Origin of the sequence: Proteus sp. G2618, assembly GCF_009915995.1 — a bacterium.
Taxonomy (GTDB): domain Bacteria; phylum Pseudomonadota; class Gammaproteobacteria; order Enterobacterales; family Enterobacteriaceae; genus Proteus; species Proteus terrae.
Genome location: NZ_JAABNI010000005.1, coordinates 52,378 through 68,752, shown reverse-complemented (window position 1 = coordinate 68,752; position 16,375 = coordinate 52,378). Strand labels below are relative to the sequence as shown.

Sequence of the window (16,375 nt, the reverse complement as noted above, 5' to 3'; positions counted from 1 at the left end):
CAAGGAATTTAGCCAATCATCTAACAGAAAATCCAGCATCAAATCATACCAGTACAGCCACATCACTTTATGGCGTAGATCAGAGTCATTGAACTGGTTTAATAGGCTAATCAGCTTATTAGAAAATGAACGTTATCCAATCCTCAGGTACTTGTTAAGAAAGATCCCCCCAGCATCGGGGGGATCTTAGCAGGGGGTTATCGATGATTAAGCTGGTGGCTATTTTCGATAGGAATGACTCCTTCCCCGATAAATGGTGATTTTGGTAAAGTCATCCAGTCAACTCTAGTCGTGGCGTAGCTATGTCTTATGAAAATCATGATACTTTTTTATTGTTGAATTTTCGGTGAGATTTAAAAGCTGGTGCTATTGATACGGAAGGAGGGGGGATGGACTCGGTAATACGTACTTGTAACCAATTTTTAACCTCGCTCTTTAACCAGCGAGGGCTACGTCCCAGTTTGATAGGCTTGTGAAACTCTTCATCTTGTAACAATTTACAAAACCACTTATCTGTTAATCCAGTTAAACGGGTTATAAATATCATATCAACGCATTGGTCATCTAATAAGAGAATCGCTTGAGTGCTCATTATTATCACTGCATCAACCATTATTACTCATAATCTACGGCCTAAACTCAAGATAAAACGTATTTTTATTGCTGATCCTCTTATCTTCTGGAGGTGCAGTAAATGTTGTCTCTTTAATAATTTCAATTCCAGCATCACAAAGTGCTTGATCATTTTTTTCATTTCTACCATCTACAACAGCTGAAAATAATTCCCCATCATTAGATAGTGTCACCTTAATCATGCACTCTTTACCTTTATAGCTTTCTGAATTATGAAAATTAGCACTAACTGATTTTTGGGTTTTTTCTACAAAATTTATTATAGGGCTATTATCGATGGAAGAGGCACTTAAAGATCCAGAGAAAAAAAGACTGAAAAGTAGAATGAATTTTTTCACGACAATTAATTTCCTTTAAAATCATTTTGTTACTTATTTTTATGATTGATTATATTTTTATAACTATCAGCATTAGTTAGAATATTATATCTAATTAATAACTTGTTTACTGTGTTGCTAATAAAAAAACGCCATTAAATCTAATTTAATGACGTTATTAATCGGTGAGTTTAATTTTTAACTTGGTTTGCTTATCGTGTATTTTATTAATTAAACTCCAACACAAAGTTTGCAGAGGCATTTACTTTGCCCGGTTTTACTTCATTACCATAACGAAAATACTCTGCTTTTAATGGTACATTGGTAGAGCCATTAGTTAAATCAGCCAGCTTAACAAATTGATTATTCACTAAACGTGTATCATTGCTTAATGGCGATGTGACAACAAAGCCGATACCTTTTGCATTATCTTGGCTGCCTTCATTATCCGCTTTAATAACTGATTCTTGCCCTTCATAGCTTGCGGTATTATTTGCCATAAGTTTTATCTTGGCAGAAACGTTACCAGTACAATTAATTTTTAGATGATCTTCAGCATAAGCCTGTTCAGTTGGAAAACCTATTTTAGGAAATGCAGAGGTCGATATTCTGGGAAGATTCATAATAAGGTTAGTATTTTCAGCGCTGCATGATGTTGGAGCACTAACAATATTGACTGTTACACGATAACTAAAGCCTACGGCTGTTGTACCACCACTAGGATTAAAGCGGTCAACTAATATCGATCCAATATATTGAGTATGATAACTTTTTGATTTAGGGTTATCTTTATTAGAATAGATGATAACCGTTGCATCTCGAGTATTTAGCTCGCTATCCATTACAGGGAACTCTTGCCCTGGTTGGCTTCTAAATGAAGCTCCTGATCTATTTTCAATTAAGACATAAACATAATCATCATAAGTATTAGGTGGTCTTGTAAAGTAATAAGCGGGTCTTCCATCAATATCACCATAATAACTTGCAATAATTCCACTACTTTCACTGTATGTTGCGTAAGCAAAAGCTTCAGCACCATCAGGACAAGTTGCAACCGCGGTATTACCTCCATCTCGTTTGAACCCAAACCGGGCCACTTCTTGATTTTTTTTAATAAAGCCACTTAAATTTATGGTGCCCCCCCTAGCATCCATTGTTCCATGATTAATACCACCCCCGCGCCCATCACATGTGGGGGCGGCTTGGCTATAAAATGGTATTGAAAATAAACCTAGTGTAAAAATTAAAAATAATAAATTATTTGAGCTATTTTTTTGTTTTTTCATGTTATTGCCTTATTTACACTCAGTATTTAAAATATACAAGCCATTATTGGGGATTTTATTATTTGTAGTATAGGAAGCATGACAGACTTTTTCTTCACCATTCATCTTCCATGAAATTTTAATCTTACCGTCAGGTTTTTCAGCAACAAAATAAAGCTGATTAAAGTTTGCGACTAATTGATCATCTGCATTTTCTATTTCAGCTTTTGCACCCATAGGGATCGTACTATTATTAATTGGTTGTAATGTAAGAAAGAATTTGAACCCTTTTTTAGCATCAAAATCAGCAAGAATTAATGCCCCCTTAGTTGGGATCATATTGCTGATAATATTGTTGCTAATTTCGGTATCAGCAGGGATAGATTTAGTATCAATGCTAATATTATTTTTTTGATAAGGTGACATTCCTGAAACAATAGCTAAGCCACGGCTGTTTGTTTTCACTGATTGACCATTAATAACTTCAATATCAGCTGTATCTTTAGTGAGAATTAAAGCGTTAGTCTGTTGTAATGATGGTGTTAGTACTGCACCATATTGTGTTGCAACTAAAGCACCGCTAAGACCATAGTTAAAATTCTGTCTATCTTTTGAATATGAGTAACCCGCATTGATAATAGCTGACGAGGTTTTATAAGAGCTATTTAGTCCGCCACTATAATTAATGCCTTTATTGCCATAGCCTTGATAAACATCCCAGCTGGCTTGATTTTTCTCACCATAAGTTCCGCTTAAACGTGCGGTATGTAAGGTTTGGTCGTTATTATTGGTCGAGACAGCGTAATTTGCCCACACATAATTTTCATTCCATGTTAATGGAATACTGATATTCATACTCAAGTCGTAGGTGTTCTTATCGTTATTTTTATATCGATTACCTTCGTAATAAGTATAATAAATACTGTAATTAACTTTATTTATAGAGCTATTAAATCCAACATTGTAAGAGCTGATATTTTTTCCGTCAGCATACTTATAGATAATAGAATTTAAATTTATTGAGGAAGTATTTGAAAATAATGGTTGGCTAATTGACATAGTATATTCATTTTTTAGTCCCTCATGTGTTTTATATTCTTTATCTTTATATTCCATCGCATCGTTGAAGTTAAGAAAATTAGCATCAAAATGGCGATAGCCTACTACAGAAATATTTGTATTGGTTAGTTCAATATTTTTAGAATAATTAACTCTAAAGGCATTACCGTTTAAAGAGTTATCATGATTAACGGTTGATTTTGCATAGAGCCAATCAGCTGTAATTGCACCATAACTACCAATATTGATCCCGCTTCCTAAACCAAAAGAGTGATACTTTTCGGCAACGAATAAACCACTATAGAGTGTGACATAATCGGTTAAACCATAAAAAGCTTCAGCTTGAGTTAAATAAGTACCATCACCAGCATTATGGCTATCGTATTTTCCTGTTGAAAAACTATATTTTATTTCACCTTTTCGTTCTAAGCTAGCGATAGAAGAAAAAGGCACAATAAAATTCTTTTCAGAACCATCAGATCCTTTAACATTAATATATAGATTTCCTCCACTACTCATAGGAGAATAATCGATTATATTAAAAGGTCCCGCTGGTACACTCTTCTTGTAGATAACTTGTCCATTTTGCATAATGCTAACAATAGATTCAGAGTTAGCAATACCGACAATACTCGGTGCATAGGTTCTATTTTGGTAAGGTGTCATTAGGCGATCTGTCATTAACTTCAACCCACGATATTTAACTGAGTCAAATAACTGAGATGAACTGTAAAGATCACCAACCTGTAATTCACTTTTTAGAGCATAAATATCTCTAGAAAGAACATTACTTAATGTATTCCATTTATTTTCACCATTCTCATTTCTTGCCCATGTCGAATAATTATAAAAACGCCATGCATCAACATTAATTTGGCTTTGGATATTGCCATAATAACTATTGTTTGTTTCACCGTTACTGCGACGATTAAATGATGAAAATGAATAGTTAACCAAAGCTGCAGGAATACCCGAATCCCAATTATTAATTTCGTTCAGTTGGAGTCTATTCTCATTAATATATTTTTGCGGTAAAGTCAGCACATACTGGTTTCTATTTAAATCTAGCATACCAATAGAGTGTTCAATCAGACTAATGTTAATAAACTTTTCATCTTTTTTAATTAATTCACTGGGAATATCAACACCTGCTTGATACCATTCATCAGCGGTTAATAAAGGGACTAGATTCTTTTTATTTTCTGAGTTATCCATTAACGCAAATTCAACCTCACGATTGAAAATACGATTTTTATTAATAAAAAAATCGATATGATAATAGCCTGGAGCAATAGAGGACTCCCTAAACACACTCAGATCTTCATTTGTTACCTGTTGTAAATGACCTTCAATATTCAACAGGTTAGGTGGATAATAATCATCTGCTGAAGAATTTAGAGAGGTAATTAAACCTCCAACTAAAAATAAATAGAGTGAAGATTTATTAAAATAATAACCCTTTTCCATTTTCATATTGAAATAAATCTCTCAGTTATAATGTAAAATCAACTGGAACGCCTTTACCAAAATCATCAATATAAATGAGTTGGATCTTATTCTGACTACTTTGTACTTTATTGATTTTTATAATGGTTTCAGATTTTGGAGGTAAATAACCAGGATTATCTTGGATCTCATTATTGTTAAGAACTATTTTTCCAATATTTACGAAGAAAGGGGTATTATTAGTAACCACCATATTGCCATTTTTTAATGACCATTTAAGCTTTTTTACTTCATCTTCAATATTTATATTACTGAGTAATTGCGGGCGATAAATTAATTTTATTTTATTTGTCATGGAATAACGTAAAACATTTTCTAAATTCTCATTGCTTGGGGCTACAAATTTAACGTTAATCCAATACATCGACTCAATATCATTTGGTAATGTAATATTTTTAGTGACTTGTAATGTGTTTTTTTGCTGTGCAACAAGTTTTAATAAAGGGGGAGTGATAACAAAATTTTGGGTAACTTCACCGTTAAGATCTTCAATCCAAGATTGTAATAAATAATTTGTGTCTTTATCAGTATTAAAAGCTACAAAGCCTTCATTATTACTTTGTTCATTATAAATAACACGAGTTGTCTCTAAGCCAAAACCTGCAAAGCTTGAGGTTACGGTACTTAATAGCAACCCTAACCCTAAAAATACGTTTTTAAAAGACATATAAACACAACCTTTATATAAGAGCGTAGGCTAAAGCTTTAGCCTACGCTTAAATTATTATTGATAAGTAATGGTATAGTTTAGAGTTGCATCTGCTTGACCTGGGCTAACAGTGCTGGCAGTACTGATATATTTAGCAACAAACTCTACATTCCAAGATGTATCAGCGCCTTCGACATCAATGGATTCAGTTTTGCTTCCATTAATAACTAATGGTTTACTCATATCTTTAATGTTGTAAATACGAATACCTATATTTTTAGCTGTATCTGAGCTAGTTGGATTATCTAATGCTAAAGTTTGGTCAGAACTACTATCCGCTTTACCATTTAATTTCAGTGTCACTTTTCCTACTGGTGGGCAATTTTCTAAGGTAATCTCAATTTTGCCATTACCATTTTCACCACCCACTTCAGAATCTTTTCCATCAAATGCACTAGTAGGGTAACGACCCATTAGTATGTTCGCATTTGGAGAGTTAGTATCGTTAATATCGATACTGCAAGAAGAGGAATATATTAATCCTTTAAAAGTTAAAGTACCTGTCTGTGTTTCTGCTGCTAATGCACCACTACTTGCTGTTATTACGGAAAAAAATAGAGCGATTGGAAGTCGTTTTTTTGTCGAAATAGTCATTTTGTGATCTCTATAGATTTATATAAATAGTAGTTGTTTTCTTAATGAAAACAGATTAAATGCTATTTAATTTATAGATTAACTTACTATTACCAACTATAAATCTAGTAAAAGCATCCGAATATACAAGAGCTTTAAAAAGATAAATTAAATAACAAGATATAATCTTTTATAAAATAGCTTGTTAGTATAAATTAATTAGATAAAATTCATATTTAGCTGAATGTATCGTGTTTTAATTAATACTGATTACTTTATGATATCTACATTGGCTTTGAGTGGAAAGGAGTTTAGTGATTTTATTGAATGATGTCTTATAAAGAGTGTTACAAAATTTTCTTATGAAAAATAAAGTATTTGTTAATATTATAATAAAATTAAAGAAAAAAACTTAATGTTTTCATTTGCTTACTCTGGTGTAAAACGATGGTGTCACGATAAGATAGTTTAAGTTTATTTTATTGATAATATATTTAGTTACAAATACGGAGTAATTTTACATAGTAAAATTACAAAAATTCAAATAATTAAGTATATAGAGTAATTTTTCGTATATATATAAGTAAAAACTTATGAAATATCAATCTAAAAACGAAAGTCAAAAATTGATGAATTAAAATAAAGATAGGTAGTTATCGTTATTGCGAATTATTTATTCTTCTATATAGCGTGGCAATACTTATTCCTAATATTTCTGCAGCTTTTTTCTTCCCATCAAGAGTATGTCCAGTTTTATCTAATACTTGCATGATTGTTTGGTGTTCTAATCGGTGTCTCTTTATTTTTAAATTATGTTTTTCTTTATTTAATTGAGATGATTCCTCGTTATTTTTTTTGTTCTCTGTTATAGGTTCCAATAGGTATTCATTTTTATTATTTATCGTTTTTGTTTTTTCTAGCAGATAAGGAGGAAGGTGGCTGAGGTTTAAATCAACGGTATCGCCTTGCATAACATACATATACTCAATCACATTGCGTAGCTCTCTGATATTGCCGGGCCAATCATAGGAATATAAGTAGTTAATAATAGAGTTGGGGATCTTCGCTACAGGTCGCTGATAGGTTAATGCTAAATCGTCGGCAAAAAATTGCGCAAGCTCTGCGATGTCTTCCCGATGATCACGTAATGCGGGAGTGTGGATCGGAACAACATTCAGGCGATAAAACAGATCTTCACGAAATTGTCCTTTATTTACCATTTCACGCAGATCTTTATTGGTGGCGGCAATGATCCTCACATCAATATTGATCATATTATTAGAGCCAACACGAGTAATGCTTTTTTCTTGAAGTACGCGTAAAAGCTTGGCTTGTAAATGCAAAGGCATATCCCCAATTTCATCTAGGAATAGGCTTCCACCATGCGCTAATTCAAATTTACCAATACGCCCTTTAGGATCAGCGCCACTAAATGCACCACGTACATAACCAAAGAGCTCACTTTCCAGTAATTGTTCTGGGATAGCTGCACAGTTAATGGTAATAAAAGGTTGTTTTGTGCGTAGGCTTTGTTGGTGAATAGTGTAAGCAACCACTTCTTTACCTGAACCGCTTTCTCCGGTGATAAGTACGCTGGCGTGACTAACGGCGACTTTGCTTAACATGCTTTTTAATTGAAGCATATTTTGTGAGTTGCCAATTAAAGGGGAGTGGGGATTTTCATCAACAGAGAGGGTATTTACTTGTGTCATATAATCACGAGCATCATGAAAGATAACCATGCTGAGTTGGTCATTATCAACCGATGAAAATGTAATTTTTTTACACAGAACATGATAGCGTTGTTGGTTTAATACCAACCATGCTTCTTCATCGCCATAAAGAATATCGCCTGTCATCTGGATATCGAGAGATTGACCAATCAATTCACAATCAAAAAAGCGTAAAGCAGAAAGATTGGCGTGCCAAATTTTGCCTTGGCTATCGATCGCAATAACACCTCTATCCATTACATCAATCAAGTTACGGAAAGTACCAAATCGTTCTTGCTCTCTAAGCCTTTCAAGGCATTCAAAAACACGGCTTGAGATCATCTCTGAAAATTGTTCTATAAAGGTAATAAAAGCCTGCTTTTGTTTCATCAGGAATTTTTTTTGTTCTCGGTTAGAACAGATAATACCAATGACACCAATAACTTGATTATTAAGAAAAATTGGCGCATTTAGATCAAGCTCTTCGGTACAGGTTAAGCGATTTTGACAGAGTTGGCAGAGATCGTTCTCTTTTGGATCTTCAATCAGAATGGTTTTTTGAACCTGTAGTACATGGCGATAAATATACCCATTACTGGAGACGTCTTGATTGAGCATATAGCGATAACGACCTGTACCAGCAATACGAATTAAGTTGTTATCAATAATTTCAACATCGGTACCGGTGATACCGGCAATGGCATCAGTGTACTTGCTGATTTCATCTTGTAGGGTACTGAGTAATGAGTGCATCATATTCTCACCTTAAAATTATCAATTTTGATAATAAATTATCACCACCTGTTTATGGCGTTAAATTTAGTTGTTATTTATTAGTTTGTTATGTGATTTTTGTATAAAGCTCACACAGTTTATTATTATTGATAATTTATCACTTAAATAAAACCGCCTAGATCACAGCTTTTCTGCACCATTAATTTCATCTCTTAATCGTTAAAACAATAAAAATATTTAAAATCAAATTGTTATGTTTTTATTCAATGCTTTTTGAGTGAGTTGGCATACATATTGCGATATAGGGGATAACCCTATGTATTCCGATTAATCGCGATATTGGGTTATCGCGAATTTTAAAGTGTGATTAAGAGGTAATTCCATGCAGGAGCAATTGCAGTACCTGATTAACCAAAGTTCATTTACGCGAAAACCAACCGCTGAGCTTGTCCCTTTTCGTTATGAAGAGTTAGCCAAAGCGTTAGATTTTCACAGAACTATTCCAGGATACGCACCTACACCGTTATTTCATTTACCCCAGTTAGCCAAAACCTTAGGGGTTGGTGAGTTATATCTCAAAGACGAGTCTTTCCGTTTTGGTTTAAAAGCATTTAAAGCGTTAGGTGGTGCTTATGCGATGGCACGCCATATTGCTGATTTCCTCGAAATGGACATAAGTGAATTACCTTATGAGGTAATGATCAGTGATGAGATCAGGAAAAAGTTAAATGGCGTAACTTTTGCGACAACCACTGACGGGAATCATGGACGCGGTGTTGCTTGGATGGCAAGACAGTTAAAGCAAAAAGCTGTGGTCTATATGCCAAAAGGATCATCGCAAGAACGTTTGGATGCCATTTTACGTGAAGGTGCCGTCGCTGAAATCGTTGATATGAACTATGACGATGCAGTGAGAATGACGGCTGAAATGGCTGAAAAATACGGCTGGATAGTGGTTCAAGATACTGCGTGGGATGGTTATGAAGAGATCCCACTTTGGATCATGCAAGGCTACGGCACTTTAATGCTGGAATCTCTCGCGCAATTACATGAAGTACCTCCGACGCATATTTTTGTGCAAGCCGGTGTAGGCTCTTTTGCGGGTATGGTACAAGGCATGGTAACTGCGGCTTATGGTAAACAAGCACCGAAAGTGATTGTGGCTGAAGCGCGTATTGCTGATTGCTTATATCAATCTGCGGTATCAGGTAAAGCGGATGCTATTCCTGTTGGTGGGGATCTACAAACTGTGATGGCAGGGCTTGCTTGTGGTGAAGCGAATAGTATTGGTTGGAATTTATTACGCGATTATTCAGCGGCATTTTTCTCTTGCCCTGATGCCGTCGCGACTAGGGGAATGCGGATTTTAGGGAACCCTTTACCCGGTGATCCGCATATCATTTCTGGTGAATCTGGCGCAGTGACAACAGGTTTGCTCTCTATTTTGATGCAATCGCCTGTTTATCAGAGCGCGAAAGAAGAGCTGGGATTAGATGAAAATGCAAGAGTGCTTGTGATAAGCACTGAAGGTGACACCGATCCTGAACGTTATCGCGATATCGTGTGGGATGGTGAGTTGCCTAGCTTCAAACAATTTTAAAAAACAAATAAGTCTTTTGGAGTGAACAGTATGTTATCAGCAAACCGATTTGATGAAGTTATTAAGAATTGCCAATTATTAATCCAACAAAAAAGCTATTCAGGTGAAGAAGGTAACGTTGTTAAGGTCATAGAAGAGATGATGAAAAACTATGATTTTGACGATATTCATATTGATAAATACGGCAATATCATTGGCGGAATTATAGGTCAACATCCAGGGAAAACCCTTGTTTTTGATGGTCATATCGACACCGTACCGGTTAGTGAGCGTGACTGGAAAGAAAAGCCTTATGGTGCAGAAATAAAAGACGGCAAGATTTATGGCCGTGGCACCAGTGATATGAAAGGTGCTGTCGCTGCTATGATTTCGGCGATAGGTTTTTATGGTCAAGATAATCAGCGTAACTTTGCTGGCCGCATTTATGTCTCTTGTATTGTGCATGAAGAGTGTTTTGAAGGTGTTGCCGCAAGACTCGTTTCTGAGCGCTATAAACCAGACTATGTGGTGATTGGTGAAGCCTCCGAATTAAACCTCAAGATTGGGCAACGTGGTCGTGCTGAAATTGTTGTTGAAACTTTTGGTAAACCCGCTCACTCCGCTAATCCAGATGCTGGGATCAACTCTGTTTATAAAATGGCAAAACTGATCGAGAAGATCAGAACATTAACGCCATCGGTTCATCCTGTATTAGGAAAAGGGATCTTAGAACTAACGGATATTAAATCATCACCTTATCCTGGCGCTTCGGTTGTACCTGAGTATTGTCGTGCCACTTACGATCGCCGTTTATTAGTGGGTGAAACTAAAGAGCAAGTGCTTGCACCATTACAAAAAGCGATTGATGAACTTTCTTCTCAAGATGCTGATTTTAAAGCTAAAGTCTCTTATGCCTACGGTACTGAAAAATGTTACACCGGAGCCACTATTGAAGGTGAACGTTTCTTCCCTGGTTGGGTATTAGAAGAGAGCGATCCTTATGTACAAAGCGTTTTAAAAGGGCTGCATGAATCGGGCTTTAACCCTACAGTCACACAATACTCTTTCTGTACTAACGGTAGTCACTATGCAGGTGAAGCGGGTATTAAAACCATTGGTTTTGGTCCATCCCGAGAAAACTTGGCGCACACCATTGATGAATATATCGAAATTGAACAACTAACAGGTGCTGCGAGCGGTTACTACAGCATTATGAATAGCCTTTACCACCTTTAATTCTTACGAAATAAATCCTTACTAGAAGAGTATCTGACAAAACAGTCAGATGCTCTTTGGAGAAATAACAGAATGAAAACAATATTTAAAAACGCCACTGTTATTGATGGAACAGGGGCAAGTGCATTTCAAGCTGATGTTGTGGTTAATGAAGGAAAAATAATAAAAATCGGCCAGTTTGATGCAAAAACAAATGATCAGATTATTGATGCAACAGGGAAAATAGTTTGTCCCGGTTTTATTGATACGCATACTCACTCTGATTTGTCTGCTCTGCTTAATCCTGCTTTATCCGCCAAAATTCGCCAAGGGATCACTACTGAATTGTTAGGGCAAGATGGTGTCGCGTTAGCACCATTGCCAGAACAATATATTTCAGCATGGCGCAAGAATATTGCAGGTTTAGATGGTGATTCTGACAGTATTGATTGGCATTTTAAGAATACCGAAGGTTACTTAGGTATGTTGGAAGCTAGAGGCTCTGCAACGAATCTTGCTTACCTTGTTCCTCATGGCAACATCCGAATGGAAGCGATGGGATTAGAAGGTAATCCTTCTACTCGTGAAGATGTCGCTAAGATGTGTGAGATCTTAGAGCGTGAATTAAAAGCTGGTGCATTTGGTTTATCAACAGGATTGATTTATATGCCTTGTGCCTTTGGTGATACGGCTGAAATGATCGAACTTTGTAAGGTGACAGCAAAACACAATGGTATTTTTGTCGTTCACCAGCGCAGTGAAGCTGACGATATTATTCAATCGACTCAAGAGCTTATTGATATTGCTAAAGCATCCGGTGTTTGGTTGCATATTTCCCATATGAAAGTTTGTGGTAAGAAAAACTGGGGATTAATCGATGAAATGCTTGGTATGTTAGATCAAGCACAAAAAGAGGGCATCCGTATCTCTTTTGACCAATATCCGTATGTAGCTGGTAGTACCATGCTTGGGGTGATCTTACCGCCTTGGGTTCACGCAGGAGGTACAGAAAAATTATTAGAGCGCTTAGCTTCTCCTGAATTGCGTAAAAAGATGATTGAAGATATCGAAAAAGGCATTCCGGGTTGGGATAACTTTATTGATTTCGCAGGGTTAGAAAATATTTATGTCACTAGTTCTAAAACAGAAAAAAACCAAGATGCCGTTGGCCTTAGCCTTGTAGAGCTAGGGGAATTGAGAGGTAAAGATCCGTACAACGCAACTTTCGATCTGCTATATGAAGAAGAAAATGCGGTAGGAATGGTGGATTTTTACGGTACAGAAGAACACGTTATCAAATTCTTATGTCGTCCTGAACAAAACGTATGTACTGATGGGTTAATGGGTGCAGGTAAGCCTCATCCCCGTGTATTCGGTGCATTCCCTCGTGTTTTAGGGAAATACGTCAGAGAAGAAAAATGTCTCACTTGGGAACAAGCTATCCGCAAAATGACAGGTAAACCTGCCGAAGTCCTTCGATTAACCGACAGAGGCTTAATTAAAGAGGGATATGCCGCAGATATTGTGATGTTTGATCCTGAAACCATTATTGATAAAGGTACGTTTGTTGAACCAAACCAATATCCAGAAGGGATCGACTTGGTAATGGTCAATGGTCGTATCGCATTAATTAATGGGGTCGAAAGTTACGCTTGTAGCGGTCATGTTTTAAGAGCATAGCCGCACAATAGCGCTCTTAAACGTTAAACCTTATCTCTGTTTATCACGGTTGTTATTCAACCGTGATGGTTTCCCCTTACCTGAGGAACAGGAAAATGAGTTCAAATATTATTCCAGACCTTCATCAGAAGAAAACATGGAAAGCTCGTTATACCGTTTTATCCTTAATTTGGTTAGCATGGTTACTTTCATTCTTAGATAGAATGGTAATGAGTGTTTCATTACCCTTTATTGGACGTGATCTTAATCTTGATACCACCCAACAAGGCTTAATAATCAGTGCGTTTTTTGTCGGTTATGCGGCATTCCAAATACCAGGTGGTTTCTTAGCTGACCGCTTCGGTGCGCGTAAAATCATGGCGATCGGTATTGCATGGTGGTCAGTATTCACCAGCTTAACGGGTATGGTGTTTACATTACCGTTAATGCTTGCCGTGCGATTCTTATTTGGTATTGGTGAAGGCTGTTTTCCCTCTGCCTCTTGGAAAATGATCTCAACTTATTTCCCATCTAAAGAGCGTGGTCGTGCAACGGCAATTCAATCAACAGTAAATACCTTAGGGCCAGCATTAGCTGTCATTGTTGCAGCGAGTATTATCGGTGCTTTTGGCTGGCATATGGTGTTTATTGTTTTAGGTATTCCGGGTTTATTAATTGCTGCAGGTATTTACTTCTTCACTCGTGATAATCCAAAAGATCATCCAAGTATTACTCAGCAAGATCTCGATGAATTAGCGGCAGATGGTACATTAACGGATAAACCTGTTGAAGCGGTACCTTTTAAAGACGTTTTAAAGATGCCAGTATTGTGGCAAATGGCAGCGATTTGGTTTCTGTTTGATATTACCTTCTGGGGATTCTCAACATGGTTACCAAGTTATTTAATTACTGTTCGTGAATTCTCTTTGGCTAAAACCGGGGTAATGGCGGCTATTCCATTCTTATTTGGTGCTGGTGGTACATTATTAGGGGGTTATGTTTCTGATAAATGTAAATCACAGCGTAAATGGTTATATATGGTTACCGCAGTGATTGCAGCAGGCTTCTTATATATGACATATACCGTTGAAAGTGCCGATATGGCTGTTGTATATCAGTGTATTTCAGCATTATTTATGTTCTTCGCCATGGCAATGTTCTGGGGTATTTTAATGGATACTATCCCGAATAAAATCATGGGCCGTGCTTCAGGAATTGTTAACTTCGGTGGGCAAATGGCGGGTGTGGTTTCCGCACCGGTGATGGGATTCTTAATTAAAGCCAGTGGCGGTAGTTATGACAGTGCATTTATGTTTATGATAATTGCATTGGTTGCCTCTGCTGTTGTGACGTTCACTGTTAAAATGAGAAATACACCAGCACCCGTTTAATTAATCAGTATTGATAACGTTTATATTTAAATAAGTGTGATGTTATTAAAAGAAATAAGATTAATTAAATAAAATAAATGTATTAACTGTAAGATTTATTTATTAAAACTCACTATACGCTTTATTGATTTTTTAATTTAAAAAATCTTATTGCAGGATACTTTTGTCTTAAAAAAGCCACGATTAAAAATCGTGGCTTTGCTTTTGTTAGATTAATAACATTATTTGTTTATTAGAACAAAGTCATTACCACTAAAACAGAGTGTGGCATCGCCACGAATAACTCGGTGATGGGCAATATGGCGTTGGCTATTTAATGAGGCGTGTTGCTTCCTCATATAAGCCTCTAAATGCCATGCAATAAGTTGTTTAGCGAGCTTTTTATTAGCGTGCTGACTACGCTCTGATTGCACTTTTACACTAATACCAGTGGCAATATGTGTTGCTCTGACCGCAGATTCTGTTTTGTTAACATGCTGTCCACCGGGGCCATTGGAACGCATGGTTTCAAAGACAATGTCTTTGTCATTAATTTCATCAGGTTGTTCAAAACAAGCAACACCAATAAACCAGTTTTTACGCTTATGTCGTGGTCGTAATGTGCTTGCACACTGCCATTGCACTGAACCTGCCCATTGTTGTGCGATAGCTTGTGCATCACTACCTTCAAGAGAAATTAACGCAGATTTTAAACCATGACGTGAAGGCTCTTTTTCAAGAACAGTAACCTTCACTTGCTGTTTTATCGTTGATTTCAAAAAGTAATTTAAGGCTTTTTCAACGGCTAAACAACACTCTTCAGGGCCTTGTGCGGAGGTGAATTGTAATAACATTACGCCATCTCCCCACTTGTTTTATAGGTGATCACCGGTTTTAAACGTGCAATAACTTCGACTAATCCAATGTTCACCATACTTTCAATCACAGTCTCAATTGATTTGTAAGATTGTGGTGCTTCTTCATAAATCAGCTGTTTATTGGCACAAATAATACGGCTACCTAATGCAGTTCGTGAAAGTTGTAAGGGTGTAAAACGGTGTGATAAACGGCCTTTACACTCGGTACGCATCCATTTTCTGCCTGCACCATGTGGTAATGAATGAAGGCTTAATTCAGACACAATTGGCTTAACAATATAGCTATAATCACCGCGTGAACCTGGAATAACGACCATATCGTGATGTGCCGGTGTTGCACCTTTTCGATGTAACCAGCCTTGTTGACCATATAACTCACAAGGCTCCACAAGATTATGATTTACATCAGAAATAACTTCACCTTGAGTACGGATTTGGCGCATCATTCTTTCACCAATAAGGCGACGATTAATCTTTGCATAATCAAGTGCATTATTGTGAGCTTGCAAATATTCATTTGCATCTTCGGTGTTAGTAATCAGCCCTTTATGACCAAACTGTTCTGTATGGGCACGTAAGATAGATTGTCCTAAGCCTCTCGATCCGCTGTGAACGAGTAGCAATAACTGTTTTTTATTGATACCACTTTCAGCGAAAAGCGTTTCATTGATCACTTGGTCAATTTGTTGGAATTCAGCAAAGTGATTACCACCACCAATAGAGCCTAAAGATCCAGCAAAAGGGTGGTTTTGCATTTCAGTCGGTAGATGTGTTTCTAACCATTCTGAAGGTGCGATATCACTCATTTCACTTAACTGTTTTTCTGCTTTATCTAAGTTAAGTTTGCTGTTTTTAAATTCAGTTTGAAAGAGTGTCATACCACAGCCAATATCATTTCCGACTAAGGCAGGGTAAAAACGATTAACAGAAAAAAAGGCTGCTCCAATAGGATAACCGCGACCTGGATGTAGGTCTGGCATACCTGCTACATAAGCCATATCAGGAAGTTGAGCCGTTGTTTCTAATTGTTGGATTGCTTTGCTTTCAATCCAAGTATTATCCGATGCGATATAACAAACGCTATCAGATAAATAATGAACACACTTGTCCATATACCAATCCATATAATGTAAAGGATAAAAAAATAAATTGATTGGCGGACAGC

General features: G+C 36.5%; 13 protein-coding genes. 4 read left to right on the top strand and 9 right to left on the bottom strand.

From position 1 onward, the window contains the following. Positions 1-316 precede the first annotated feature (316 nt). From GWJ01_RS01575 to GWJ01_RS01545, 7 genes are all read right to left on the bottom strand, one after another. A complete protein-coding gene (locus GWJ01_RS01575) occupies positions 317-592 on the bottom strand; it encodes a helix-turn-helix transcriptional regulator (protein ID WP_228766770.1) in 276 nt (91 codons plus the stop codon). 34 nt (positions 593-626) lie between these two features. Beyond that, on the bottom strand, positions 627-971 hold the full coding sequence (locus GWJ01_RS18760) for a cell envelope integrity TolA C-terminal domain-containing protein (protein WP_157957600.1): 345 nt from the start codon (positions 969-971) through the stop codon (positions 627-629). A 206-nt stretch (positions 972-1,177) separates the two neighbouring features. Next, a complete protein-coding gene (locus GWJ01_RS01565; RefSeq protein WP_109401941.1) occupies positions 1,178-2,236 on the bottom strand; it encodes a fimbrial protein in 1,059 nt (352 codons plus the stop codon). Positions 2,237-2,245: 9 nt separating this feature from the next. Continuing rightward, positions 2,246-4,747 carry a fimbria/pilus outer membrane usher protein gene (locus GWJ01_RS01560; protein WP_231135712.1) on the bottom strand — a complete coding sequence of 834 codons (2,502 nt, stop codon included), beginning with the start codon at positions 4,745-4,747 and terminating at the stop codon, positions 2,246-2,248. A 19-nt stretch (positions 4,748-4,766) separates the two neighbouring features. Further along, on the bottom strand, positions 4,767-5,447 hold the full coding sequence (locus GWJ01_RS01555; protein WP_109394612.1) for a fimbrial biogenesis chaperone: 681 nt from the start codon (positions 5,445-5,447) through the stop codon (positions 4,767-4,769). 57 nt (positions 5,448-5,504) lie between these two features. Further along, positions 5,505-6,083 carry a fimbrial protein gene (locus tag GWJ01_RS01550; RefSeq protein WP_109401940.1) on the bottom strand — a complete coding sequence of 193 codons (579 nt, stop codon included), beginning with the start codon at positions 6,081-6,083 and terminating at the stop codon, positions 5,505-5,507. 638 nt (positions 6,084-6,721) lie between these two features. Beyond that, positions 6,722-8,530 (bottom strand): sigma-54 interaction domain-containing protein, encoded by a 1,809-nt coding sequence (locus tag GWJ01_RS01545; protein ID WP_272927634.1) that lies wholly within the window; start codon positions 8,528-8,530, stop codon positions 6,722-6,724. Between the two features lie 361 nt (positions 8,531-8,891). On the opposite strand from GWJ01_RS01545, the gene dpaL reads away from it, so the two are divergent. The 4 genes from dpaL to GWJ01_RS01525 all read left to right on the top strand — a co-directional run bounded on the left by dpaL (position 8,892) and on the right by GWJ01_RS01525 (position 14,353). Beyond that, entirely contained in the window at positions 8,892-10,109 is a 1,218-nt protein-coding gene (dpaL, locus tag GWJ01_RS01540; RefSeq protein WP_109394606.1) for a diaminopropionate ammonia-lyase, read from the top strand. 30 nt (positions 10,110-10,139) lie between these two features. Then, positions 10,140-11,324: a YgeY family selenium metabolism-linked hydrolase gene (locus GWJ01_RS01535; RefSeq protein ID WP_161710619.1), complete on the top strand. Its 1,185-nt coding sequence runs from the start codon at positions 10,140-10,142 to the stop codon at positions 11,322-11,324. A gap of 72 nt (positions 11,325-11,396) precedes the next feature. After that, a complete protein-coding gene (locus tag GWJ01_RS01530) occupies positions 11,397-12,983 on the top strand; it encodes an N-acyl-D-amino-acid deacylase family protein (protein WP_161710618.1) in 1,587 nt (528 codons plus the stop codon). Between the two features lie 95 nt (positions 12,984-13,078). After that, complete coding sequence (locus GWJ01_RS01525; protein WP_109394600.1) at positions 13,079-14,353, top strand: MFS transporter; 1,275 nt, start codon at positions 13,079-13,081, stop codon at positions 14,351-14,353. 221 nt (positions 14,354-14,574) lie between these two features. On the opposite strand, the gene prfH is transcribed toward GWJ01_RS01525, so the two are convergent. Next, positions 14,575-15,186 (bottom strand): peptide chain release factor H, encoded by a 612-nt coding sequence (gene prfH, locus GWJ01_RS01520; RefSeq protein WP_109401937.1) that lies wholly within the window; start codon positions 15,184-15,186, stop codon positions 14,575-14,577. Next, on the bottom strand, positions 15,186-16,322 hold the full coding sequence (locus GWJ01_RS01515) for an RNA ligase RtcB family protein (protein WP_161710617.1): 1,137 nt from the start codon (positions 16,320-16,322) through the stop codon (positions 15,186-15,188). The genes prfH and GWJ01_RS01515 overlap by 1 nt, the downstream gene beginning before the upstream one ends. Positions 16,323-16,375: the final 53 nt, after the last annotated feature.